This is a genomic window from Dehalobacter sp., from assembly GCA_023667845.1.
Lineage (GTDB): Bacteria > Bacillota > Desulfitobacteriia > Desulfitobacteriales > Syntrophobotulaceae > Dehalobacter.
Window position 1 is genome coordinate 76,467 of the sequence record JAMPIU010000095.1, and the last position, 24,889, is coordinate 101,355.

The 24,889-nt window shown below is 46.2% G+C and carries 23 protein-coding genes; 20 read left to right on the forward strand and 3 right to left on the reverse strand.

Going from position 1 to position 24,889, the window contains the following annotated elements; translation table 11 throughout:
* Positions 1-39: 39 nt before the first annotated feature.
* From tgt to trxA, 18 genes are all read left to right on the forward strand, one after another.
* Positions 40-1,161 carry a tRNA guanosine(34) transglycosylase Tgt gene (gene tgt, locus NC238_07015; protein MCM1565690.1) on the forward strand — a complete coding sequence of 374 codons (1,122 nt, stop codon included), beginning with the start codon at positions 40-42 and terminating at the stop codon, positions 1,159-1,161.
* Between the two features lie 186 nt (positions 1,162-1,347).
* On the forward strand, positions 1,348-1,722 hold the full coding sequence (gene yajC / locus NC238_07020) for a preprotein translocase subunit YajC (protein MCM1565691.1): 375 nt from the start codon (positions 1,348-1,350) through the stop codon (positions 1,720-1,722).
* Positions 1,723-1,917: 195 nt separating this feature from the next.
* A complete protein-coding gene (secD, locus tag NC238_07025; GenBank protein MCM1565692.1) occupies positions 1,918-3,159 on the forward strand; it encodes a protein translocase subunit SecD in 1,242 nt (413 codons plus the stop codon).
* Positions 3,160-4,158 (forward strand): protein translocase subunit SecF, encoded by a 999-nt coding sequence (gene secF, locus NC238_07030; GenBank protein MCM1565693.1) that lies wholly within the window; start codon positions 3,160-3,162, stop codon positions 4,156-4,158. It abuts the gene before it with no gap.
* A 188-nt stretch (positions 4,159-4,346) separates the two neighbouring features.
* Positions 4,347-5,078: an MBL fold metallo-hydrolase gene (locus NC238_07035; GenBank protein MCM1565694.1), complete on the forward strand. Its 732-nt coding sequence runs from the start codon at positions 4,347-4,349 to the stop codon at positions 5,076-5,078.
* A 150-nt stretch (positions 5,079-5,228) separates the two neighbouring features.
* Positions 5,229-6,920 (forward strand): biosynthetic-type acetolactate synthase large subunit, encoded by a 1,692-nt coding sequence (ilvB, locus tag NC238_07040; protein MCM1565695.1) that lies wholly within the window; start codon positions 5,229-5,231, stop codon positions 6,918-6,920.
* Positions 6,921-6,922: 2 nt separating this feature from the next.
* The gene (gene ilvN, locus NC238_07045) at positions 6,923-7,420 is read left to right on the forward strand and encodes an acetolactate synthase small subunit (protein MCM1565696.1); all 498 of its coding nucleotides are present in this window, start codon (positions 6,923-6,925) and stop codon (positions 7,418-7,420) included.
* Positions 7,421-7,597: 177 nt separating this feature from the next.
* Positions 7,598-9,469 carry a DUF4153 domain-containing protein gene (locus NC238_07050; GenBank protein MCM1565697.1) on the forward strand — a complete coding sequence of 624 codons (1,872 nt, stop codon included), beginning with the start codon at positions 7,598-7,600 and terminating at the stop codon, positions 9,467-9,469.
* A 282-nt stretch (positions 9,470-9,751) separates the two neighbouring features.
* On the forward strand, positions 9,752-10,339 hold the full coding sequence (locus tag NC238_07055) for a hypothetical protein (GenBank protein ID MCM1565698.1): 588 nt from the start codon (positions 9,752-9,754) through the stop codon (positions 10,337-10,339).
* A 34-nt stretch (positions 10,340-10,373) separates the two neighbouring features.
* Positions 10,374-10,721, forward strand: a complete 348-nt coding sequence (locus NC238_07060; GenBank protein ID MCM1565699.1) for a lipopolysaccharide assembly protein LapA domain-containing protein — start codon at positions 10,374-10,376, stop codon at positions 10,719-10,721.
* Between the two features lie 10 nt (positions 10,722-10,731).
* Positions 10,732-12,789: a single-stranded-DNA-specific exonuclease RecJ gene (gene recJ / locus NC238_07065; GenBank protein MCM1565700.1), complete on the forward strand. Its 2,058-nt coding sequence runs from the start codon at positions 10,732-10,734 to the stop codon at positions 12,787-12,789.
* 18 nt (positions 12,790-12,807) lie between these two features.
* Positions 12,808-14,976 carry a bifunctional (p)ppGpp synthetase/guanosine-3',5'-bis(diphosphate) 3'-pyrophosphohydrolase gene (locus tag NC238_07070; GenBank protein ID MCM1565701.1) on the forward strand — a complete coding sequence of 723 codons (2,169 nt, stop codon included), beginning with the start codon at positions 12,808-12,810 and terminating at the stop codon, positions 14,974-14,976.
* A gap of 27 nt (positions 14,977-15,003) precedes the next feature.
* Positions 15,004-15,633, forward strand: a complete 630-nt coding sequence (locus tag NC238_07075) for an MBL fold metallo-hydrolase (GenBank protein MCM1565702.1) — start codon at positions 15,004-15,006, stop codon at positions 15,631-15,633.
* Positions 15,633-17,261 (forward strand): coproporphyrinogen dehydrogenase HemZ, encoded by a 1,629-nt coding sequence (hemZ, locus tag NC238_07080; protein ID MCM1565703.1) that lies wholly within the window; start codon positions 15,633-15,635, stop codon positions 17,259-17,261. Before NC238_07075 ends, hemZ begins: the two co-directional genes overlap by 1 nt.
* A 118-nt stretch (positions 17,262-17,379) precedes the next feature.
* Positions 17,380-18,651: a histidine--tRNA ligase gene (gene hisS / locus NC238_07085; protein MCM1565704.1), complete on the forward strand. Its 1,272-nt coding sequence runs from the start codon at positions 17,380-17,382 to the stop codon at positions 18,649-18,651.
* Between the two features lie 10 nt (positions 18,652-18,661).
* A complete protein-coding gene (gene aspS / locus NC238_07090) occupies positions 18,662-20,449 on the forward strand; it encodes an aspartate--tRNA ligase (protein MCM1565705.1) in 1,788 nt (595 codons plus the stop codon).
* Between the two features lie 256 nt (positions 20,450-20,705).
* Complete coding sequence (locus NC238_07095) at positions 20,706-20,981, forward strand: metal-sensitive transcriptional regulator (GenBank protein MCM1565706.1); 276 nt, start codon at positions 20,706-20,708, stop codon at positions 20,979-20,981.
* A 59-nt stretch (positions 20,982-21,040) separates the two neighbouring features.
* Positions 21,041-21,370, forward strand: coding sequence for a thioredoxin (gene trxA, locus NC238_07100; GenBank protein MCM1565707.1), 330 nt, complete (start codon positions 21,041-21,043; stop codon positions 21,368-21,370).
* 356 nt (positions 21,371-21,726) lie between these two features.
* Here trxA and NC238_07105 read toward each other — a convergent pair whose 3' ends face one another.
* Positions 21,727-22,239 (reverse strand): flavin reductase family protein, encoded by a 513-nt coding sequence (locus NC238_07105; protein ID MCM1565708.1) that lies wholly within the window; start codon positions 22,237-22,239, stop codon positions 21,727-21,729.
* Positions 22,240-22,488: 249 nt separating this feature from the next.
* Positions 22,489-22,761, reverse strand: coding sequence for a hypothetical protein (locus tag NC238_07110; GenBank protein ID MCM1565709.1), 273 nt, complete (start codon positions 22,759-22,761; stop codon positions 22,489-22,491).
* Positions 22,762-22,843: 82 nt separating this feature from the next.
* On the opposite strand from NC238_07110, the gene NC238_07115 reads away from it, so the two are divergent.
* Positions 22,844-24,274: a hypothetical protein gene (locus NC238_07115; GenBank protein MCM1565710.1), complete on the forward strand. Its 1,431-nt coding sequence runs from the start codon at positions 22,844-22,846 to the stop codon at positions 24,272-24,274.
* Positions 24,271-24,573 carry an EscU/YscU/HrcU family type III secretion system export apparatus switch protein gene (locus tag NC238_07120; protein ID MCM1565711.1) on the forward strand — a complete coding sequence of 101 codons (303 nt, stop codon included), beginning with the start codon at positions 24,271-24,273 and terminating at the stop codon, positions 24,571-24,573. The genes NC238_07115 and NC238_07120 overlap by 4 nt, the downstream gene beginning before the upstream one ends.
* On the opposite strand, the gene NC238_07125 is transcribed toward NC238_07120, so the two are convergent.
* The gene (locus NC238_07125) at positions 24,570-24,884 is read right to left on the reverse strand and encodes a hypothetical protein (protein ID MCM1565712.1); all 315 of its coding nucleotides are present in this window, start codon (positions 24,882-24,884) and stop codon (positions 24,570-24,572) included. The genes NC238_07120 and NC238_07125 overlap by 4 nt on opposite strands.
* Positions 24,885-24,889: the final 5 nt, after the last annotated feature.

The window sequence follows — 24,889 nt, forward strand, 5'->3', positions numbered from 1 at the left end:
TTCCGGGTTGATTTCACAAAAAAGAGAGGAAGAAATGTTTTGGCTGCCGTTAAACTGGAAATACTAAAGAAAGACACCCGTACCAAGGCCCGTCTGGGAAGACTTCATACGCCTCATGGCATGATAGAGACGCCTGTGTTTATGCCGGTGGGAACTCAGGCTACCGTAAAATCGGTCAGCCCAGAAGAACTGAAGGCTCTCGGAGCCAACATGATCTTAAGCAATACCTATCATCTGTTTTTGCGTCCGGGTCACGAACTGATTAAACGCGCAGGCGGCCTGCATAGATTTATGAACTGGGATGGCGCGATTTTGACCGACAGCGGGGGGTTCCAGGTTTTCAGTCTCGGGGATTTACGGAAAATCACCGAAGAGGGCGTGGAATTCCGCTCCCATCTTGATGGCTCCAAACAATTCTTAAGTCCGGAAAAAGCGACGGCAATCCAAATCGCTCTTGGTTCGGATATTGTAATGGCTTTTGATGAGTGCACGCCTTACCCGGCGACCCGGGAGTACACGAAAAAATCCGCTGAACGGACCTTCCGCTGGCTGCAGCGCTGCAAAAATACGCTGGCTTCCACCGATCATCAGGCCCTTTTTGGCATTGTCCAGGGAGGAATGTATGAGGATCTCCGCAAACAAAGTGCTGAAGAAATTACCGAACTTGATCTGCCTGGGTACGCACTGGGGGGCTTAAGCGTGGGGGAATCCAAAGAACTGATGTACGAAGTGCTGGATTATACCGTTCCGCTGCTGCCCGAAGCCAAACCAAGATATCTGATGGGTGTGGGTTCACCTGATGATTTAATCGAGGGTGTCATGCGTGGTATTGATATGTTTGACTGTGTGCTGCCGACACGTATTGCCCGAAATGGGACGGCAATGACGAGGTTCGGCAAGGTCGTGGTCCGTAATGCCACATATGCCGATGATTTTACGCCGATTGATCCTACCTGCAGCTGTTATACCTGTCAGAATTATTCCCGGGCGTATATCCGGCACCTGATCAAAGCGGATGAGATTTTCGGACACCGGCTGATGACGGTTCATAACCTGCATTTCCTAACCCATTTAATGAAAGAGGTCCGCCAGGCGATTGCCGAAGACCGGCTTCCGGAATACCGGAAACAATTCTTTGCCGACTACGGTTATGAAAAATAAGACAATAATATGAAATGTATGTACAGATAATAAAGTTCTGAAAACTAGCTTAGAAATTAAGTTGAAATAGAAAAATTTAAATAGAAAAATAATCTAAATACATGCTGAATTTGCGGAATAAAGATGATATAATCAAATGAAGTAGGCATATTTAGGTAATTTACAATTAAGGGGGATTCTTTACTTATGAATCAAAGCACGACAACGATGATGTATTTTGTACTATTTGTAGTTATGATTATCTTTATGTTTGTTTTGCCGAGCAGAAAGCAGAAACAAGAGCGGCAGAGACTGATGGAGTCCATTAAAATGAAGGCTAAAGTCACAACGATTGGCGGAATATTGGGCACCATTACCAAAATAAAAGAAGATACGCTTATCATCAAGATCGCTAATAACGTTGAAATTGAAATACTTAAGACCGCGATCAAAAGTGCTGAAGGCGGCAAGGATACACCTGTCAAGAGTAATAAGAAGAATAAGCCTGAACCTGAAGAAGAGAATGAAGAAACTAAAGAAATTGATGAAGATGATGATGCCAAGGTTGAGGGCGATAAATAAACTGTGTTAGAAAACCAGTTATGTTGGTTTATGGAAAGTTGTTATCGGCGTAGTTTGAAATCTATTGCATATAATCCAAATATAAGCAAGTGCCATAACACTTGCTTATTGCTTTGAAATTGACACCTCAAATGCAAAAGGGATATAATGATGCTTGTATGGGCAAGTCCCTTTATTCTACTAGGAGGAAAAAGAATGAAACGGGGAAATACTTTAAAACTTGCAGTAACTGTCATTCTCGTTGCTGTTGTAGTTTTCTTTTCGATTCAGCCGCTGACGAATTCTGAAACCGGGATTCCGTTAGGACTTGATTTACGCGGTGGCGTTCATCTGGTTTTACAGGCTGAAATGGGTAAAGACGGCGCAGAGATTACCAAAGACGATATGGATAAAGCACGGGCTGTCATCGAAGAACGTGTTAACGGGCTCGGAGTGTCCGAACCCTATATTCAGACAAACTATGATAAAAAGAGAATTATTATTGAACTGGCCGGAGTCGCTGATCCCGATGAGGCTGTTAAAGTTCTGCAGACAACGGCTAAGCTGACTTTCCGGGATCCGGATGGAAATATCCTGATGGACGGCTCCATGCTGAAGGATGCGAAGGCAGCGGTTGATACTTCCAGAGGCCGCACGGATTATGTTGTGCAAATATCGTTTACTTCTGAGGGTACCTCAAAGTTTGCGGATATCACAACGAAATATCTCGGTCAAAAGATTGGTATCTATATGGATGAGAGGAAGATTCAAGATCCGGAAGTTTCTGTGCCGATTGTGGACGGGCAAGGTCAGATCCAGGGCTATTCGTCGCTGGAAGAAGCAGCCCAGTATGCTGTTATGTTCCGTTCTGGTGCATTGCCGGTCAGCATGAGCATTGTTGAAAAGAATCAGGTGGGTGCGCTTCTGGGTGCGGATTCTTTGAATAAAAGTTTAAATGCGTGCGTCATTGCGCTTATCTTTATTTTCTTATTCATGTTGCTGCTCTATCGTTTACCGGGGCTGGTCGCTGATTTTTCTCTTGTGGTTTTTTCAGTGATTGTACTCTGGGGCTTATATGGAATCGGGACGGTTCTTACTTTGCCAGGTATAGCAGGGTTTGTCTTATCCATTGGAATGGCCGTCGATTTGAATATTATTGTCTACGAAAGAATCAAGGAAGAACTAAAGCTTGGCAAATCGCTGCGGGCTGCCGTGGATGCCGGATTCAGCCGGGCCTTCATTACTGTGTTTGACTCCAATATTACGACCATTTTTGCTGCCTTGGCACTATTTCTGCTCGGGTCTGCTTCGATCAAAGGTTTTGCGATTACACTGATTGTCGGTATCGTAGCGAGCCTGTTTACGGCCATCACGTTTACCCGCTGGGTTATGCGCTGGATTGTCGGCATTAACCCGCGTATGAGCAAATGGCTGTTTGGCGTAAAGGAGGTAAAATAAGTGGCTGACAAGTATAAAGACAAAAAGACACTCAAAAATACGGCCCCGGTCGTTACCCCTGCCGCCAGTGAGGCCAGTTATGATGATGTCAAACATGAACATAGACTGTATTTTAATATTGTAAAAAAACGCTATATCTGGTTTGCACTTTCTTTACTTCTCATGATTCCTGGTATTATTTCGCTTTGTACGCAGGGACTGAATCTTAGTATCGACTATAAAGGCGGTTCGATGTTCAATATTCAGTTTAATGAAAAAGTAACGCAGGCAGATATCAATCAGGCCATGGATTCTGTCGGGCTGACCGGTAGCGTACAGCTGACGAATGGTGACATTTCGGCTATCGTCAGAACGGAAGCTTTGGATCAGACCAAGAGGGACGAGCTTCTGGCGGCAATTCAGAAACAGGCTGGAACGTTCGATATGAAAAATGTTGAAGAACAGCTTGTTCAGCCGGCAATTGGCGACGAACTAAAATCAGGTGCAATCAAGTCGCTGGCAGTTGCCTCACTTTTGATTCTGATTTATGTTTCGTTCCGTTTCCGTTTTGTTTATGCTGTCTCGAGCGTCATTGCGCTTCTGCATGATATACTTATTACGCTGGGCTTATTCTCCTTATTCCAGTGGGAAATCGATGCAGCGTTTATCGCGGCAATTCTTACCATCTTTGGTTATTCAATTAATGATACCGTCGTCATCTATGACCGTATCAGAGAGAATGAAAGACGCATGAAAAAGAAAGACAGCTTCGAGGATATGGTCGACAAATCTGTCTGGCAGACGATGGGTCGTTCCGTAAAGACTGTCTGCACTGTACTGATCGCTCTGCTCGCAATATTCTTCCTGGGCGGAGAATCGACCAGATCATTCTCCCTGGCAATGATTATCGGCGTATTTTTCGGCGCCTATTCTTCCATTTGCATTGCCAGCCAGCTTGTCGTTGAGATTAAAAAGAGAACCAGCGAAGACAATAAAAAAGATAATCCGGCTGAAAGCTAAATTCATGCTATCATTCAAGGATCCCGGATTTTCCGGGGTCCTTTTTGACATTCATGGAGCAAAGGGCGGGACTACTTACTGATATACATCAATAACTGATAATCAGTCTCCGTAATGTATAGACAGCGCGGCTATACATTATGGAGACCAGCCCAAGTAATATATGACACTTAGAAAGGACGAGGAAAATGAAGCTAACTGTTCTAGGTTGCTGGGGAGCATATCCCGAAGCAGGAGAGGCAACAGCAGGTTATCTCTTGCAGACAGGCAGGCATACGGTCCTATTGGACTGCGGCAGCGGGGTATTGGCGAATTTATGGAAGCATGTTTCCCACGAGCAGATCGACGCGGTTTTTATCTCCCATTTTCACCATGACCATACGGCAGACCTCGGCTGCCTTCTGTATGCGAGCAAATTTGCGTTTGCATTTAAGAAAAGAACGCAGCCGCTTCCGGTCTATGCGAGTAATCAGCCGGGACGTTTTGAGGAATTGACCTTCGGTGAATACAGCAGCGGTATCGAAATAAAGCCGGACGCGGTTCTCGATCTTGACGGCTTAAAAATATCCTTTGCTCCAACCGTCCATGATGCCTACAACCTGGCAATGAAGCTTGAATATGCCGGCAAAGTCCTGGTCTATACCGGTGATCTTGGGCCTGCATCTGATTTAAGCCGGTTTGAGAGCGGAGCAGATCTGTTGATTACTGAATCAAGCCTGTATGCCCATGAAACCGGCTTATTCCAGGGGCATCTGACCTCTACCGAAGCTGCGGCCCTGGCAAAACAACTTGGGGCGAAAGCACTTCTGCTGACTCATTTTCCGCATATTGGTGAAACAGCAAAGCTGGCAGAGGAAGCTTCCCAATGTTATGCCGGCAAAATCTATCTGGCGAAAACCAATCTTACAGTAGAATTCTAATGGGAGACAGTATGCGTCTTTCATTTAAGTTAATTAACAACAAGTAAGTTAATTAACAACAAGAACAATGGATAGACTGAACTGATATAGTTCGTGCATTTATTTGCGTTCTGTACTATAATACATACAAGAGAGAGGAGAGATAGCAGAATGAAAATGACCGGAGCACAAGCAATCATTGAATGTCTCAAAAAGGAAGATGTACAAGTCGTTTTTGGCTATCCCGGCGGATCGGTCTTAACTTTGTATGATGCGCTGTATATGTCCGGATTTCCTCATGTTCTGCCAAGACATGAACAGGGCGCAATCCATGCTGCCGACGGCTACGCCAGAGCAACCGGCAAGGTCGGCGTGTGTATGGCGACTTCCGGCCCTGGGGCCACGAATCTTATCACTGGAATTGCCACAGCCTATATGGATTCTATCCCGCTGGTGCTGATTACCGGTCAGGTTGCAGTATCTTTTTTAGGGCGGGATTCCTTTCAGGAAGCGGATATACGCGGGATCACAACCCCGATTACCAAACATAATTACCTGGTTAGGGATGTCAGGGATTTGCCGAAGATTGTAAAAGAAGCTTTTTATATTGCACGTACAGGCCGTCCGGGCCCTGTTTTAATTGATATTCCGAAAAATATCTTTGCGGAAGAAATAGATTTTGAGTATCCCGCAGAGGTTAATCTAAGAGGCTATACCCCGATCTGCGAGGGAGACAGCCAGACGATGAATGCCGTATTTGACGAGCTTAAATTCGCCAAAAAGCCTTTGTTTTTCATCGGGGGCGGCTTGAATCTGTCGGACACTTCTGAAATCATGCAAAAAATAATAGCCTATACCGGGGTGCCAACTGTCTCGAGCCTGATGGGGCTGGGCTGCATCTCGAGTGATGATCCTCATTTTTTTGGCATGATCGGGATGCACGGCACGTATGCTGGGAATATGTCCACCACCGAGACGGACCTGCTGATTGGAATCGGCGTGCGTTTTGATGACCGGGTCACAGGACGGTTGGATCAATTTGCTTCTAACGCTAAGATCGTGCATTTCGATATTGATCCGGCAGAAATCAATAAAAATGTCCGGGCAAATATCCGGGTGATTGGCGATCTGCGATGGACACTTGAGAAGTTCTATCAAAAACTGCAGGAAAAACCTGCCAAAGAATGGCAGGATCAGTTTAAGCCGTGGCTGGAAAAGCTGTCTGGTTGGAAAAAGGAAAAGCCGCTCACGTATAAAAAAGATACGGATGAAATACTGCCGCAGCCTGTAATTGAAAAGATCTGTGAAATCACAGAAGGTAACGCTGTTATTGTTACGGACGTAGGCCAAAATCAAATGTGGACCGCCCAGTTCTACGGTTTTAAACACCCAAGGTCACTGCTGACTTCCGGGGGACTTGGAACGATGGGCTACGGCCTTCCAGCTTCCATGGGAGCCCAGGTCGGGAAACCAAATAAGAAGGTCATTTGCATATGCGGCGATGGAGGCTTCATGATGAATTGCCAGGAGCTGATGACGATTGCCGACTTGAATTTGCCTGTCAAAGTCATGATCTTAAATAACCAATCTTTGGGGATGGTTGCCCAATGGCAGCGGGAATTTTACAACAGCCATTATGCACATTCCTGTATGAGAACGAAAGCAGACTTCGTCGAGATCGCCAGAGCGATGGGTGTTCCTGCCGTCCGTCTTGATAAGAAAGAAGAAATTGAAGCTGTTCTGAAAAAAGCAATCTTCTCGGAAGGCCCGTTCCTGGTAGATATCCGCATTCCTGAAGAAGAGGACGTTTTGCCGATGGTTCCGACCGGGGCCGGTTTAAACCAAATGATATTGGGGGGCTGAAAATGAAACATACCTTAGTCGTATTGGTGGAAAATAAACCGGGTGTTTTGACCCACGTTTCCGGGTTGATCAGTCGGAGGAACTTTAATATTGAAAGCATTAACGCCGGCTATACCGAGGAAGCCGACATGTCCAGAATCACCATTGAGGTTGATGCCGATGATGAATATGAATTGGAACAGGTTGTCAATCAGCTCTCCAAGCTAATTGATGTGATCAAAATCATTGATCTTACCGGAAAGGACAGGGTACACAGAGACCTTGCTCTGATCAAGGTGAAGGCTTCGCCGGAAAACAGGGCGGAAATTGTAAACCTCGCCGAAATTTTCCGGGCCCATATTGTCGATGTCAATAAAGAGACCATGATCATTGAGCTGACCGGTGAAGATGTCAAAATTGATGCGATTTGCGAACTGCTTGATGACTACGGAATCATTGAAATCGTCAGGACCGGCAAGATTGCGATCTGCCGGGGACCCAAGGCTGCCAAAGATCTCTAACATAATATTTGAAGTGTGACACGGGTCTTAGATGCTCGGCAGTTGCTGTTATATTCGTAATAAACGAAGCCCCAGCGATGAAGAAGGATAAGCGTATGTATGTCGAAAGTTTGTTAAGACTAACTCAAAATGGACTCGTTACTCTGGAATAGAATTTTTCAGCAAGGAGGTATATGGATGAATGCTTTTACCCGGTCGATTGTCCAGGTTTTTCGTGGGTCAGCGAAGGCCTTTCAAACTTTCCCAGCTGCAATTGCCTGTGCTTTCGGTTTTGCCGTCGTAACGTTGATCAGGATTCAGCTTGACTGGCCGCAACAAGAACCTTATAACTTTCTGTTTAACAGTCTGCATTGGGCTTTTGCAATGGGTGCGGTATTCAGTCTGACCGTAATTACGGCTGCCCAAAGCCGGATTAACCAGAAAAAAACTTTTTTGGCTGCCAACCTGCTCGGTGTCATGGCCGCAGCTGTAACCTTCCTGGCGCTTTACCAGTTTGGAGGAACGACCCCGGAGGGATCCCACTATGCTGTAGTTACAGTCCTGGCTGCTGCCCGGGTGAGTATGGCTATGCTGGTCAGCTTCCTTGTCTTTACTGTGCTGGCAGGGTATCCCAAAGAACAGTCTGATTTTTCCAGGTCCTTATTCATGACGCAAAAGGCCTTCTTTATCGCTATCATTTATGGAGCAGTGATTATGGGCGGGGCTTCCGGCGTTGCAGGTGCTGTCCAAGCCCTATTGTATCACGGTATGAGCAGCAAGGTTTATATGGTTATCGGGACCCTGACCGGCTTTTTAGTCTTTACGATTTTTGTGGGTTATTTTCCGGATTTCCGCAAAGGAGAAGTTGACGAACACCGTGAAGTTGCCCAGAAACAGCCGCGGTTTATTGAAATTCTGTTTGGCAGCATCATGATTCCGATTATCCTGGCGTTGACCGCAGTTCTGCTTCTTTGGGCGGGCAAAACGACTATGAGCGGCATAGGCGCATCGTCTTTCGTCCAGCTTTCCGGCATTGCCTCAGCTTATACCATCGGCGGGATTTGGCTCCATATGATGGTCACGAATTACGAATCCGCACTGGCAAAATTCTATCGCCGCGTTTATCCGATCGCCGCCCTGGTGATTCTCGCCTTCGAAGCCTGGGCAGTCGTGATCCAGCTGGGCAAGTCAGGACTTAAAACGATTGAATATTCCTTCATACTGATCTGGATTGTGGCCTTAGCAGCGGCTGTCCTGCTGATGATACGAAAGGCTAGGTCACATGCTGTAATTGCTGTCCTGACTTGTGTGCTTGCGGTATTCTCCGTATTGCCAGTCGTTGGCTATCAGGAACTTCCGGTCACTGCGCAGGTAAATCGACTGGAAAAGATCTTGGTCAGCCAGGGAATACTGAAGGATAACCAGCTGACTCCTTCAGCTGTCCAACCGGAACGCGCAGTACGTGAATCGATTACCGATGCAGTTGACTATCTGGCCAGTGCCAGTGAGGCAAAGCTGCCGTCCTGGTTTGATCGACGTCTTGCCCAGAGCGATGTCTTCAAAGACAAACTAGGTTTTGATAAAACCTGGCCGGAACCTGAGGATATGCCAGGAAAAGACAATTATATCGCAACATCCCTGATGTTACCGGCCGAACCCGTAGATATCAGCGGTTACCGCTGGGCTATTAATATGCAGATGGAATCTGTAAAGCAGATGGGAAATGTAAATGGGAAGGAATATATCACGATTGACGGCGACAAAGGTACCTATCGCATCTATTGGACGTACCCTGCCAATAACAATATCCCGTCTTTGAAGATTATGAAAGATGACCGTGTGATTCTCGAACAGGAGTTGAACGGTTATCTCGATCAGATTGCTGATAAGTTCCCGCCGGGTAAGGCGGAAACTTATCAGGCAGCTTTGGATGATATGTGCCTGAAGCTGGAGACACCGGAAATAAGCGTGCTGCTTGTTTTCAGCAATATTGATATCAGCTTGGACCCCCGTGAAGATCGGATCAATTATTGGCTTAACCTTGATGAGTTGTACCTGAAAGAGAAGTAAGACAGGGTATCCCTAGAATATTTTTTAATTTTATCGGGTAAGTCTGTGGGTCACAATACCGCTTTTCGGCTGTTGCGCCATCCTTGGCGCAAAAAGCCGCGCTCCGCATCGTGCTCCGCTCACAGCGGAACTGTGTCCCCCAGACTGATCATAGGGTTATTGAAGCAGGTCTGCATGTCAGAATGCAGCTCATTATATAAAGTTTTAAATTGATTTCTAAATTAATGTAGTTCTTGCTCGAATAGTGGCAGGGACTATTTTTTCATCAAGAGTTTATAAGATTTGGCCAGAGAGTATAATTATTCCAGTGAGAACAGGGCAATACTATACAGGAACAGTACCATATCAACCCTAAAGCCTTTATATCCTGCTGAGATATATGATAGGGTTGTTAAGGTAGTAGACATTGATAAAAAGCAGGGTGACGGATTGTTGTTTTGGAATCTGCTGGGTTTGGAGTTAATCCTGATTTGTGCGGCGGGCATAACGCTTCTTGGTAATTACTCCGGTCTCGTGATTGCGGGCCTAATTGTATCTGCAGTCAATTTTGCGGTGAATGAACCGGGCAGTATTCTGTTCTGGGAAATCATCATTCTTGCCTATATGTGTTTTGGATTAATTACGGCGTATCTGTTGAATAGGAAAACACACAATTTTCGTGTCCTCAAGGTAGCTGGCGGAAGTGTTACTTCGCTGTTCCTGTTTGGAATGCTACTGCCGTTTATACCGGCGATCCTGATTTGGACTGCTATTATAGGCATCCCGCTCGTTTTCAACTATCGGAGTATTTCAAGAGCGATTGTGCTTCAAGCAATTTTTAAGTTTATTTTTTGCACAGGTTGGCTTATTATAGGAAATATACTATATTAATGATACGAATTAATGATACAAAGGAGGGAAAAGTATGGTCATTTTGTTAGTTTCAATCATTATTGCGCTCATTGTGGTGATTTTTGCGGTTCAAAATGCAGCAGTTGTTCCAATCCATTTCTTATTCTGGACAGCAGATTTGCCGCTGGTTCTCGTTATTTTCTGTTCGGTCTTCGCAGGTGCCTTACTGATGTTCTGCCTTGCACTCCGCCGGGAATTGAAGTGCAGGAAAGAAACGAAAGTCAATAAAAAATTTACCAGCAAAAGAGCTGCAGCTTCGGATGCTGATCCGATCGATATACCGCAAAGAGATAGTCAGAACAAAGACGGTCAAACTGTTGCCAAAGAAAATACTGCCGGCGCTTCTGAAGATCAGAAATAGGAATTAATTAATGGAAAACAACTTGTGGGTTTTATCACAAAAGACGTATTCGGGGGAAGCATTTTTAGAAAAAGCGGGACTCTCCCGCAGTACCCTGAGTATTCTTCATAATCGCGGTTATTCTTCGAGAGACAGTGTTTTGGAATTTTTGAAGCCATCTCTGCTCGACCTGCATTCTCCGTTCTTGTTTAAAGATATGGAGGTCATCCTGCAAAGGCTTGCCGAGGCAAGGGCAGATCAGGAAAAGATTTTGATCTACGGGGATTACGATGCCGATGGTGTAACAGGAACAGCCTTACTGTATAAAGGACTGACCAGTCTTGGGTATCAGGTCGTTGTCCATATCCCGAGCCGGGAAGAAGGCTACGGCCTGCACTCGGAAGCGATCGAAAAAGCAAGCCATAACAATGTCTCGTTGATGATTACCGTGGACTGCGGAATCTCAGCAGTTCAAGAAACGGCCTTTGCCAAAACTCTGGACATCGATATGATTATCACGGACCACCATGAACCACCGGATGAGCTGCCTTGTGCAGTCGGAATATTAAATCCCAAAATAGCGGATTCAGGTTATCCGTTTCCGCATCTGGCCGGTGTCGGGGTAGCCTTTAAACTCCTGCAGGCCTTATATGCCCGTTTAGGTTATTCTGAGGCGGCATTTGGCACGGAGAATGATTATCTCGATTTGGTTGCGCTCGGAACGATTGCGGATATTGTACCGCTCGTCGGGGAAAACAGAATCCTCGTCAAAAACGGGCTGACCGTGATGGAAAATACCAGGCACTCCGGGATCAGGGCGATGCTGGAGGAATGCGGCCTTCTCGGCAAGAAGCTTAAGGCAGGTCAGATCTCGTTTATTGTGGCTCCGAGAATCAATGCCGCCGGGAGGATGGATACGGCGAGGCTGGCACTGAACTTACTGCTTGAAGAGACCTATAATGATGCGTTGGAGATGGCCAGGGAACTTAGCAAGGAAAACAATCAGAGACAGCTTACCGAAAAGGAGCTGCTTTGTGATGCTGAACGTATACTGGCTGAAGACCCAATACCCAATGTCATTGTCTTGTCCTCACCGAACTGGCATCACGGGGTGATTGGCATTGTCGCTTCGCGACTCGTGGAGCGCTACAAGCGGCCGGTCTTCCTTATTGCCGAGGAAGGAGATACTGGGAAAGGCTCAGCTAGAGGAATCTCGGACTATCATGTTCTCGACGAATTAAAAAAACAGGCGGATACTTTAAGCAAATTTGGCGGTCATAAACAGGCGGCCGGATTTACGCTTCCTGTTGACCAGATCCCGCAGCTCCGGGAAGGACTTAACAACAGTTTTCTTGAACTTGGGATCATCTTTAAGGAACGTTTTCAGATTGATTCTATTATATCGTGGGATGAATTGAATGTTCAGTTATTGGAAGAGCTGGAACAGATGGCTCCGTTCGGGGCAGGAAATCCAGCACCTGTCTTAAGAACGGACGGCCTTGCCGTCCAAAACGTTTCTGTTGTCGGTAAAGGCCGGGAACATTTGAAAATGACGCTCGCAGCAGCAAAGCTTAAACGGGAAGCTATGGCGTTTAAAAAGGGACAAGAATTTGATCTGGTCAAAAACATCGATATGATCGATATTATTTATAATCTTGAGCTGAACAGCTACGGTAATGTCGAAACCATCCAGGCCGTCATCAAGGATTTCCGTCCTTCTGGCGTCAGAGCCGAGCAGGAAATCGCCTGTACGTCTGAAGGATATTCCGAAACGGAGCTGGCCTTTAGCGGGAACCTGACAGATTTTAAGACTGCCGCCCCCGAAGAAAAGATTCCGGCACCGCGTCTTTCCCGGAAGATACTGGCGGATTTCTATCGAAACCTTAAGAGCGTAATGGATGAACGCGGTTTTATTCGGTGGGAACCGTCTGCGGAAAAACCTGAAATGCAGCTCAACATCATGAAAATATTTGAGGAACTTGGCATCATCAGCTGGTATGGCGGAACAGGCCCGTATTTATTTAAATTAAACAATATCGAGAAAACCTACTTGCAGACTTCTTTGCGTTTCAGAGTCTGGAGCGAATAGGAACCCAGAGGTGGCTTAATGAATTTTCAACAACTGAAGGAAACATTGATTTCCAATAATGCGCAATACAATCTGGAAAAAATTGAAGAGGCCTATGAATATGCGGAACTTGCCCATCGCGGCCAACTCCGCAATTCCGGCGAAAAGTATATCTATCATCCGCTGGAAGTCGCTTCGATTCTTGCCGAATTGGAGATGGACGATTCGACGATCATTGCTGCGCTGCTGCATGATGTCGCTGAAGATACGAACAGAACGCTTGGAGATATCCGTAAGAATTTTGGCGATGAAGTTGCGGGGCTCGTCGATGGGGTAACCAAACTCGGCAAAATTTCGTACAAGAGCAAGGTTGAAGTTCAGGTTGAGAACTTAAGGAAAATGTTTCTGGCGATGGCCAAGGATATTCGGGTTATTTTAATCAAGCTGGCCGACCGCCTGCACAATATGCGGACCCTGAAATATCAGTCTGAATCTAAACAAAAGGAAATTGCGCAGGAGACGATCGAGATCTATGCGCCCTTAGCCAATAGGCTCGGGATATTCCGGATCAAGTGGGAGCTGGAAGATCTCGCCTTTCGCTATTTGCATTCGCAGGAATATTACGATTTAGTTGAAGGTATTTCTTTAAAGAGAAAAGAAAGACAGGAACAGATCGATGAGGTGATCGAGCAGCTTAAAGTCAGGCTCGATGAAGTCGGAATTGAAGCCGATATTGCCGGCCGTCCGAAGCATTTCTTTAGTATCTATAAAAAGATGCTCGATCAAAACAAAGATCTGAGTGAAATATTTGATTTGACGGCAGTCCGGGTCATTGTCAAAACCGTGAATGACTGCTACGGAGCACTGGGGGTTATTCACACCCTATGGAAGCCTATTCCCGGAAGGTTTAAAGATTATATTGCGATGCCGAAACCGAATATGTACCAGTCACTGCATACGACATTAATTGGAAACCACGGGGACCCGTTTGAAATCCAGATCCGGACCTGGGAAATGCACCGGACGGCTGAATACGGGATTGCTGCCCACTGGAAATACAAAGAAGGCAAAAAAATTGAGAGTAATTTCGAACAGAAACTATCCTGGATTCGCCAGCTCCTGGAGGTACAGCATGACTCCAAGGATGATGCCGGCGAATTTATGGAATCGCTGAAAATAGACTTGTTTGCGGATACTGTATTTGTATTTACACCCAAAGGCGATGTCGTTGAATTGCCTGCCGATTCCTGTCCGATTGATTTTGCGTACCGGGTTCATACGGATGTCGGACATAGCTGTATCGGTGCTAAAATCAACGGAAGAATCGTTCCACTTGACACCAAATTGAAAAACGGGGATATTGTTGAGATTCTGACAACCAAGACACCCACCGGACCGAGTAGGGACTGGGTCTGTCTCGTAAAGACCTCTCAGGCCAAAAACAGGATCCGCCAGTGGTTTAAGAAAGAAAAAAGAGAAGAGAATATTATCAGAGGACGTGAAGGCCTCGAGCGTGAAGCCAGGAAACTTGGGCTTGAACCGTCAACAGCCTTAAAATCAGAAAACATGATCAAATTAGCCAAGAGCTTCAGTTTTAACAACATTGATGATCTATATGCAGCAATGGGTGATGGTGCGATTACTTTTAAAAAGGCCCTGGGCCGTTTGAAGGAAGAAATTCTGAAAGAAGAGCTGAAAACGCCGCTTCTTCCGATTCAGGCAGAACACAAGCACCTGGTGAAGCATTCTCAGGGAGTATCGGTCAAGGGGGTAAACAATATCCTGATCCGGTTTTCCCGGTGCTGCAATCCGCTTCCCGGAGATCCGATCATCGGCTATATAACGAGAGGCCGCGGCGTATCAATCCACAGGGCGGACTGCTCGGAGCTCGTTGGCCTTACGGCAGAAGAGCAGGAGCGGATCGTTGAGGTTGAATGGGAAGCCGCTGTCGAGTCAATCTATCCTGTAGACATCGAGATTATCGGTCTGGATCGCGTGGGTTTGGTCAGCGACATCATGAACGTGATCACCGAAACACGGACCCATATGCTCGGAATGAGTGCCCGGGTAGGCAAAGACCGCGTCTCCCATATCCGTCTGAGAATCGAAGTGAAAAACCTCGACCATTTAAACTTTGTTCTTAACAAGTTCCGCAAAGTCAAAGATGTTACCGTGGTCGAAAGAATTCAGGGCGGAGGAAATAATTAAAATATGATTTAGAGGTGGCGATATCGCGTGATTGAAAGAATAATTACGCCTGTCTTGGGTGTGAACTGCTACGTGCTGGCTTGTGACAAGACCAAAAAGGCTGCAATCATCGATCCCGGATCGGGCAGTGCGATGATCAAGGATTTGCTGAGGAGGCATAACCTCGAGGTTGAACGGATCATCTTGACGCACGGACATTATGACCATATCGGGGCAGCTGAAGAATTGAGAAAAACGCTGCATGCTGAAGTCGCCGTCCACAGGGAGGATGCAGGGATGCTGACGGATCCTCAGAAAAACCTTTCCAGAATGTTCAGCAGGGACTACGTCATGTCTCCGGCTGAAATACTGTTGGAAGACGGTCAGGAATTCTTTATTGGTGAAGTTCAAATAAAAGTTATCCATACACCGGGACATACACCGGGCGGCATCTGCCTGCTGACGGACGGTGTGCTGTTCAGCGGGGACACGCTCTTTGACTGCTCCATCGGCAGAGCGGATTTTCCAGGGGGAGATTTTCATAAACTGCTCAGCAGCATCCATGATAAGCTGATGATTTTGGACGACCAAATCCTGGTCTATCCCGGACATGAATCCTTTACATCCATTGGCCGGGAAAGGGTCAGAAATCCATATATCAGTGGAGACCTGGCCTGATGGAGGAAAGTATTCTTCTTTGCAGTTCCACAATCGATCCGAAAATGCTGGCCAGCTGCTCACAAATTATAGCAGCTTTTTTTCCGGGTAAAAAGTTTAGAACAGGCAGAAATCTCATGCCAGGAGAGTTATCTTCCGACGTACTACCGGATGACATGCGATCAGCCGCCGTTCGATCGGATGCTGGAATAATACGGTGTGCCGCTGATAATGGACGGTCTGATGCTAAAGGTTTTTGCATGGACATCGAATCCGTGAATACTGTCTCGGGAAAGGTTTATGAAATCTGCCTAACCGACAGAACGACCGGAAAAAAATATGCGAAGACAGTGCAGACGGGATCAGCGGATGATTTCTACAGACTGAAGCTTCCCGGCAAAGAACCGCTGTCCCAGATCATTTTAAAGAGAGGATTATGTACATTTTTATCCGAATATACCGGAAAAAAGCTTCCGTGGGGAAGTCTGACCGGGATACGGCCTGGTAAAATCATTGGCAAAATGACCGATCTCGGATATGACGAAGAACAAAAGAATAAAGTCTTGCGAGAACTTTACCTCGTTGACCAGGAAAAGGTGAGCCTGCTTCACCAGATCGAACAGGTTCAGCAGCCTTTCCGTCAAATGATGAAAGAAGCCGAGCATTTTGCCGGCGTTTATCTTGCGATACCTTTTTGTCCGTCCCGCTGTTTCTACTGCTCGTTTCCGTCCAATACCCTGACCGGTAAACAAACCGGACAGCTTTGCCGCTATCTGGAAGCTCTGAAGAAGGAAGTCAAACTAACCGGGGAAATGATGCGGGGACTGGGTATGAAGGCCGACAGCCTTTATATCGGCGGTGGTACACCGACGGTGCTAAGCGCCGCCGACCTGCAGATGCTGCTGGAAACCATCCGTGACGGGATTCCACAGGCTGAGCGGTGTGAATATTCTGTTGAGGCCGGCAGACCAGATACAATTGATCATACAAAACTGACAGTCATGAAGAATTTTGGGGTGAACCGGATAAGTATTAACCCTCAGACCATGCAGGAGGCAACGCTGCCCGTGATTGGACGCAGGCATACGGCCGCCGATATCCGGGAATGTTTTCTTCTAGCCAGAGATATTTCCGACTGGGTGATCAATATGGATTTGATCCTTGGACTGCCGGGTGAAGGATCTGAGGAAGTCCTGGACAGTGTGGAAAAAGTACTGGCTTTGCAACCGGATAACATTACTGTCCATGCCCTGGCGCTGAAACGAGGTTCTGCGGCCTGGGAAAACCATTCAGCTTCAAACCGCGAAGAGTCTATAGACTGGCAGGATATTCAGCGCGAAGTCCACCGCAGGATTCAACAGCGCGGATATATTCCGTATTATCTGTACCGACAAAAGTATATTGCCGGTAACCTTGAGAATATCGGCTATGCCCTTCAGGGCAAAGAATGCCACTATAATATCGCGGTGATCGAAGAGCAGCAAAACATCATTGGTCTTGGCACAGGCAGCGTCAGCAAAATACGGAAGAAGGGTTCCGGCCATGAGAATATCTATCATCCGCTGGACCTGCAGTGTTATGAGGACCAACTGATGCAGGCCCACCAAAAAATAAAGCAATCATTAACAGATTTTTTGCCTGTTTTATGAAAAAATACAGGAATCCTGATGAGACTGAAGGATAATTGTGTTATAATAGATAAGCTTATTTTTTAGATTGGACACGCCGGATGATCTGGTGATCTACCGTTGTGCAGGAGGAAGTATCATGTCGATTCAACGGCCGAAAGGTACACAGGATATCATTCCGGGTACCGTAGAAAAGTGGCAGTTTCTCGAAGAACAAATCCGGAAGATTTGTTCCGAGTATGGATATAAAGAAATCAGAACACCGGTCTTTGAGGCGACCGAACTTTTTCAGCGCGGCGTCGGAGAGACAACGGATATTGTCAATAAAGAAATGTATACCTTTATGGATAAAGGGCAGAGATCCATCACGCTGCGTCCGGAAGGGACGGCTTCCGTCTGCAGGGCGTATACCGAGGACAAGCTTTATGCGCTGCAGCAGCCCGTCAAAATGTATTACCTCGGCCCGATGTTCCGCTATGAGAAGTCCCAAGCCGGACGCTTCCGGCAATTCCACCAGTTCGGAGCAGAGGTGCTCGGTGGAGAGGATCCGCTTGTCGATGCCGAAATCATCTGTCTGATCTGGGATTTTTTTGGCAGAATCGGCCTTAAGGGACTCGTCGTTGAGATCAATTCCGTGGGTTGTCCGACGTGCCGGGCTGAGCACAGGATTAGGCTGCAGGAGTTTCTGCAGGAACGCAAGGATGATCTTTGTCCGGATTGCCAAAACCGCTTTACCAAAAATCCGATGCGGATTTTAGACTGTAAGAACAGTTCCTGTCAAAAGCTGACGGAGAATGCTCCGACGACCCTGGATACGCTCTGTGTAGACTGTGCGGAACATTTCGCGAAGATTCAGGAATATTTAAAAATCGCTGGGGTTGCGTATCAGATTAATCCCAGAATGGTTCGCGGGCTGGATTATTATCAAAAAACGGCCTTTGAAATCACGGCTGAAGGTATCGGCGCCCAGAACGCGATTTGCGGAGGCGGGCGTTATGACGGACTTGTCCAGGAAATTGGCGGGCCGGCCACACCGGGAATTGGTTTTGCCATGGGACTGGAACGTATCCTGAGCGTCATGGAAAAGCAGAATGTTGAGATGATGCCTGAGATTGAAGCGCCGGTCGTGATTGCAGCTCTGGGTGAGGCGGCCAGACAGGAAGGGTTCAGGCTTTTAGGTGATCTTCGGCAGGCCGGGCTGCCGGCAGTTATGGACCTTCTTGGAAAAGGACTTAAAGGTCAGCTTAAATATGCAGACAGGGAACAGGCCCGCTATGTATTAATATTGGGTGACGATGAACTGTCCCAAAAAATGGTGATTGTCCGCGATATGCGGCTGGGAGATCAACAGGAAATCCCGCTGGATCAAATCAAAGCTTTTTTGTTGAATCATACGAAATGCGAAATGTAAAAGTAGGAGGATGTCCATGTTAGCAGAAAGAATCGGAGCGGGTACGCTGAACAGGAAAAACGCAGGTGAAAAAGTCAAATTGTTGGGTTGGATTCAAACCAGAAGAGACCATGGAGGCGTCATTTTTGTTGATTTGCGCGACAGGTCCGGCATTGTCCAGATTGTCTTCAATCCGGATATGCCTGCAAACGCTTTTAATCAGGCTGAGAAGCTCCGCTCGGAGTATGTGATAAAGGCCGAAGGTCTCGTCCGGGTGAGACCTGAAGGTTCAGAAAATCCGAATATGGTTACCGGAGAAATTGAAGTTGTGATCGAAAACCTGGAAATACTCAATAAAGCGAAAACTCCGCCTTTCTATATCCAGGACAATGTGGATGTCGATGAAAGTGTCAGGCTGAAACACCGCTATCTCGATCTCCGCCGGACCGAAATGCAGAACATCTTTAAGATCAGACACAGGGTCACGAAAATCATGCGTGATTTTCTGGACAGTGAGGGGTTCCTGGAAATTGAAACGCCGATTTTAGCTAAGTCAACGCCGGAAGGGGCCAGAGACTATCTCGTGCCCAGCCGCGTGAATCAGGGAACATTTTATGGGCTGCCCCAATCACCGCAGATCTTTAAACAGTTGTTGATGGTCGCTGGCATGGAAAAATATTTTCAGATCGCCCGCTGTTTCCGCGATGAAGACTTGCGCGCGGACCGCCAGCCGGAATTTACCCAGCTCGATTTGGAGATGTCCTTTATTGAGATTGAAGACCTTCTGCCGATGATGGAGAACCTGATTGCCAAGATATTCAGGGAAGTCAAAGGTATTGAGATTACGCTTCCCATTCCGCGGCTGACCTATCAGGAGGCGATGGAACGCTATGGTTCGGACAAACCGGATACCCGCTTTGCCATGGAACTGATTGACGTGGCTCCGGTTGTCAAAGATTCCGGATTTAAAGTATTTGCCGACGTTATCGCGAAGGGAGGCAGGGTTAAGGGGATCTGCGCCAAAGGCTGTGCCGGCATGCCGCGGAGAGAAATTGACGCGCTAACCAAATTTGTCAGCATTTACGGCGCGAAAGGACTTGCCTACATCGTGATGGATCCCGAAGGAATGAAATCACCGATTCTGAAGTTCTTCACCGAACAGGAAATTAACGCGCTGTTGGCCGCGATGGGAGCAGAAACCGGAGATATCCTATTCTTCGTTGCCGATAAGGAATCCGTCGTTCATAATGCGCTTGGAAACTTAAGACTAGAGCTGGCCAAACGAATGGAGCTTATTCGGGAAGATGTGATTAACTGTCTTTGGGTTACGGAATTCCCGCTCTTTGAATATGATGAAGAAGAAAAACGCTATGTGGCGATTCACCATATGTTTACCAGTCCGATGAATGAAGATATTGCCCTCCTGGATTCCGATCCGCTGAAGGTAAGAGCAAAGGCTTATGACATGGTCCTGAACGGAATGGAACTCGGTGGAGGAAGCATCCGGATTCACCAAAGGGATGTTCAGGAAAAAATCTTTGACCTGATTGGTTTGAGCAGTGAAGAGGCTAAAGAAAAATTTGGCTATCTGCTTGAAGCGTTCGAATATGGCACACCGCCCCATGGGGGAATTGCGTTTGGGCTGGATAGAATTACGATGATTCTTTCCGGACGGGACAACATCCGCGATGTCATCGCATTTCCGAAGACCCAGAGTGCTTCATGTCTGCTGACTCAGGCGCCTTCACCGGTCGTGGACAGCCAACTCAAAGAGCTTCATATTAAACTGGACTTGAAAGCAAAACAGCCTTCTAATTAATCATTCATCAATAATTCCCCATCAATTCAATTTAATTCATCTTATCTCATTAATAGAACTTTCGATAAGGGCTTTGCCGGTTTATTATTCATAAAAAACAGGCATAATATATTTCATATCCGGCAAAGTGTATGCAATATCTTGAATATCCTGAGATATACCGAAATATCCTGCAAAGCCTCTTGACAGAATAACCAGACTGACCATATAATAATCTTGGAGAATACCCCTGTGGGGTATAGAGGCGAGGGGTAAGATGGAACCAAAGAAAAAAAGTGGGCCGGGAAACGATATTATGATCCGATTGAAACGGATTGAGGGACAGGTCAAAGGATTGCAGCGTATGCTTGATGAAGAAAAATGCTGTTCTGATATTCTGGTTCAAGTTGCGGCAGTCAAGGCAGCAATCAATAAAGTTGGCATTATGATTTTTGAAGAGCACTCCAGAACCTGCTTGAAAGATGCGCTCGAAACGGAAAATGATAAAGCCCTGGATGATCTGATTGTTCTGTTGAATCGGTTTGTCCATTAATCTTGCGGACAAACAAAAGTCTTTTTCTATGGTGACGTTAAGAAACGGAGGGATTTAAGATGGCAGGTGTTAATGTCAAAACATTTACTGCTGAGAATTGGCAGAGTGACGTACTCAGTTCAAGCCAGCTGGTATTGGTCGATTTTTGGGCTGCCTGGTGCGGACCTTGCAGAATGATAGCTCCTGTGGTGGAAGAACTGGCAGATGAATATGCCGGAAAAGTAACCGTCGGCAAATTAAACGTCGATGAGCAGGGGGAAATCTCCCAGAAATACGGCGTAATGAGTATCCCGACACTGCTGCTGATTAAAAACGGTGAAATCGTTGATAAGATCGTTGGCTTCAGAGGGAAACCAGATCTTGTAAAGGCTATTGAAGCGAAATTGTAATTAGAAAGATATACGGCCAGGCCTATCCCAAAATCGCCACCGGTGGCGATTTTGGGATAGGCCTTTTATGTAAGACATAAAGGAATCCTCGCGTTAAGACATGTCAACGGTTTCAGGCCACGGATGGCCTACTGTCGCGGTGCCATGGATGGCAAGGCGCGATGACTTATTGTAAAGCCCAGAGTTTTTGACATGTTAGCGAGGATTCTTGTTTGCGAGATGGTGAGTTGTTAAATATTCCACTGGATTGTTTAACGACTCACGTGTGAGCGGCGCATTTCGCGCTGTACGAGGCTACAACACCCCAGAAAAAGATATGACGCCCCTGATAATTGAAGCGCCTCATTGAGTTAAATTCAATTTTTAGCATAACATTGGATGATTTCACCTATATAAACACGGTGATAATCGTCCTGCTTATAGTTGCTTTCAATTGCCGGATCAAGAAAATGGCTCGGGTCCAAATCCTGATAATAGAGTTTTTTACATTCCATAACCAGTCTAGCTTCCTTAAAATAGACGGATCCAAATGGGCTTTCAACGGGTGTAATCCCCGTAGCGGAAGCTTTGTTCACATCTCTTCCGGAATTTGCTCCGCAGAAAGATAAAGCCTTTCGATAGTCTTCTTCAAAAAACGAAAGCGTAAAAGTATCATTTTCTTCCATAAACTGATAGGTATAACGCGAAGGCCGGACGAAACAAAAGCATACCTTCTTATTCCACAAAACACCGAATCCACCCCAACTGGCTGTCATCATATTATACTTTTCCATATTTCCCGCTGTGATCAGCATCCAGTCCTTTCCGACCAGTTTAAAGGGGTTATCCGTTAACTGCTCAGGTTTCACTAGCTTAAATTCATTATTCATCACAATATCTCCTATTAATATTTATTTTTGTCTTATATCCAAATAAGATGTTTTTAACCTACAATTAAGACATTCAATATTCTACTACATAAATGAACGGGATATTACATAACAAACGTGCTTTAAGCATGAGATCAGTCTGCGTGCCACAGTTCCGCTGCGAGCGGAGCACGATGTAGAAGCGCGGACTTTTTAAGGATTGTGCCATCCATGGCACGCGGGTATTGTGGCATGCAGACTTCCCCCGGATTATTCAATATTTCTTAAAGTATCCAACCGTTTATTCCTAAAATAAAGCCCCGTATCAACTGCGATCAGGCAAAAATTCAGGATATATAGTATAATGACATAATCGAACGAATAAATCATCTTGTGCAGGATGCCGGATAAATAGCCGATAAGTAATACAACCAGGAAAAACAGACTTTTTCCTTTCGCTGTTCTGGCCTTGTAGGACGAGTAGATCGAAAAAGGCCAGGCCGAACCAAAACATAGCAGCATAATCATTTCAAAAATACTCAACACAATCATTCCTTTAATTCTAGACTACGATAATTTTTGTTATCATTTTATTTGGTAGATTTTTTCTGCGAGGGAGTCTCTAATGATCATAAACAATATCCAGAGTATTGGCAAGATTTCTCCTTTGATAGATTTTACACAATTGAAAACCGGACAGCTTCTTCCGGTGGAAATCATCAGCAGAAATGGAAATCAGGAGGGACTGATCTCCATTTCCGGGCAAAAAATTAAAGCCCAGCTGGAACCGCAGTTTCTGGAAGGTGAAAGATTTCTGGCGGTTGTCAAAGAGGTCAATACGGAAGGCATTGTTTTGAGCCGGGTTAGTCAGAGCAACGGCCAGTTGAGCAGCTTGTCTGCGGAACAACTGTCTTCAATGATAACCAAAGGATTTGGCCTTTCAGCCGAGGAAGCGGACTTTCTGGTCAACAGCATGGTCAATCAGAACACGGCAGCAGGCAGCAAGAGTGCTCCGCCTGAAATACTATACCAGGCCGCTGATAAGCTGTGGACGATTTTACGGGAAGGAAAAAGCCAGGGTAATTTATTAAGCAAGACAGCTTTCGGAACAGCGCCGCAGGAGACAAATGCCGGCGCAGGGCGGGTATCCAGCCAGGCAGCCGGACAAGCTCTTCGGTTGACCTCGGAGCAGATCACAACGATTCTAAACAGGGGAATCAACCTGACTCCAGAGATATCCGTCATCCTGGCGAAATATCTGAATCAGCAAAACAGCGGTGTTCTTAAAACGATGCTAGCGGATCAGAATGCTGCAAATCAGGACTTAACAAATCAAAGTTCAACGAGTCAAAGTCCAGTAGATCAGAAATCTCCGCTCAGTACGCTTGCAGACCTGCTCTGGAAGATCATCCCGAAGTGGGAGGATACCAGTGGCGAGCAGTTTGAAAATATCCTGCATTATTTCAAAAGCCTCGGTCTTGAGCACGAGAATCAGCTGCTGCTCAAATTAAAGAATAATGCCGGTCAGGAAGCAGAACAAACGGAAAATGTAAAAACAATGCTCTTAAACGCGCTGGCTGAAGATTCTGCCTCTCCGGAAAGAAGCGCGCTGAAGGGTTTTCTGGATGAGATTACCGGACAGCAGATCTGGATCCAGACCGGGAATAAAGAAAATGCCGCCTATTTGCTTATGCATATCCCGCTGCAGAATAACAGTGAAATCTATGATTGTTCGCTTGCAGTGGAGAGTTCCCGCAAAGGCCATAAAGTGGATATTGAACACTGCCATCTGGCGCTGCAGGTCGAGACGGAACATCTTGACCTGCTCGGAGCCGACCTTACGCTTTACGACAACAAACTGCATATCTGCCTCTTAAACGATCATCCCGAGGAGTTGAATCCGCTCATTGAAGATCTCTATGATCAAATCAAGCAGAACTTCGCGGATATTGGCTTATCTTTAGAAAAACTATCACTGAAGACCTACGATGAATTCCCCCAGTTTGCGCATTTCCTGGCCGGAAAAAACTTTTCAGGGGTGGATATCAAAGGATGAAAAGGGAAAGTCCAAATAGTAAAAAACAAAATATGAAAAAAGCTGCTGCCCTGGCCTATGATCATGTTGGTGCTCCGAGGATTGTCGCCAAAGGGGAAGGGCATATGGCCCAAAAAATAATCGAATTGGCGGAAGAGCAGGGCATTCCGGTCCAAAATGACGACACCCTTGTAGAAGCCTTGATGCAGGTAGAGATGTCCAAGGAAATACCGCCTGAGCTCTATCAGGCGGTTGCTGAAGTACTGGCTTTTATTTATCGCTTGGATAAAATGAAGGGGACGAAGAAGGATACGCCTTAAACTGATTTTGGTTTAGTCCTTTTATTCAAATGCCTCTGGGCAAATATTTCAGCCACGCGTTCATTGCTGCCCAGCACAAGTCCATGCAGACGCCATTCCCGGAAAGTATGCCAGAATTTTTCTTCGGAGATACTGACCGTATACTTTTCGGATTCCTCGTCATACGGCCAAAAAACATCGATCCAGAGCTTCCCCTTATTGGTCAAAAATAAAATAAAGTGATGCAGTTCCGTATTCGCTGAGGTGAGATCCCTGATCAGGATGTGAGAGCGGCCGTCGGGGAAATCCGTTCGCAAATAGATTGGCTTCATCCTTT

Bases quoted from the DNA above. Each gene is read 5' to 3' on its own strand.
- aspS (MCM1565705.1), top strand. From the start codon at position 18,662: ATGTCCATGTTAGCAGAAAGAATCGGAGCGGGTACGCTGAACAGGAAA.
- NC238_07125 (MCM1565712.1), bottom strand. From the start codon at position 24,884: ATGAAGCCAATCTATTTGCGAACGGATTTCCCCGACGGCCGCTCTCAC.
- yajC (MCM1565691.1), top strand. From the start codon at position 1,348: ATGAATCAAAGCACGACAACGATGATGTATTTTGTACTATTTGTAGTT.
- recJ (MCM1565700.1), top strand. From the start codon at position 10,732: ATGGAAAACAACTTGTGGGTTTTATCACAAAAGACGTATTCGGGGGAA.
- NC238_07105 (MCM1565708.1), bottom strand. From the start codon at position 22,239: ATGAATAATGAATTTAAGCTAGTGAAACCTGAGCAGTTAACGGATAAC.
- NC238_07050 (MCM1565697.1), top strand. From the start codon at position 7,598: ATGAATGCTTTTACCCGGTCGATTGTCCAGGTTTTTCGTGGGTCAGCG.
- NC238_07070 (MCM1565701.1), top strand. From the start codon at position 12,808: ATGAATTTTCAACAACTGAAGGAAACATTGATTTCCAATAATGCGCAA.
- NC238_07115 (MCM1565710.1), top strand. From the start codon at position 22,844: ATGATCATAAACAATATCCAGAGTATTGGCAAGATTTCTCCTTTGATA.
- hisS (MCM1565704.1), top strand. From the start codon at position 17,380: ATGTCGATTCAACGGCCGAAAGGTACACAGGATATCATTCCGGGTACC.
- NC238_07095 (MCM1565706.1), top strand. From the start codon at position 20,706: ATGGAACCAAAGAAAAAAAGTGGGCCGGGAAACGATATTATGATCCGA.
- trxA (MCM1565707.1), top strand. From the start codon at position 21,041: ATGGCAGGTGTTAATGTCAAAACATTTACTGCTGAGAATTGGCAGAGT.
- NC238_07120 (MCM1565711.1), top strand. From the start codon at position 24,271: ATGAAAAGGGAAAGTCCAAATAGTAAAAAACAAAATATGAAAAAAGCT.
- ilvN (MCM1565696.1), top strand. From the start codon at position 6,923: ATGAAACATACCTTAGTCGTATTGGTGGAAAATAAACCGGGTGTTTTG.
- ilvB (MCM1565695.1), top strand. From the start codon at position 5,229: ATGAAAATGACCGGAGCACAAGCAATCATTGAATGTCTCAAAAAGGAA.
- NC238_07035 (MCM1565694.1), top strand. From the start codon at position 4,347: ATGAAGCTAACTGTTCTAGGTTGCTGGGGAGCATATCCCGAAGCAGGA.
- hemZ (MCM1565703.1), top strand. From the start codon at position 15,633: ATGGAGGAAAGTATTCTTCTTTGCAGTTCCACAATCGATCCGAAAATG.
- NC238_07060 (MCM1565699.1), top strand. From the start codon at position 10,374: ATGGTCATTTTGTTAGTTTCAATCATTATTGCGCTCATTGTGGTGATT.
- secD (MCM1565692.1), top strand. From the start codon at position 1,918: ATGAAACGGGGAAATACTTTAAAACTTGCAGTAACTGTCATTCTCGTT.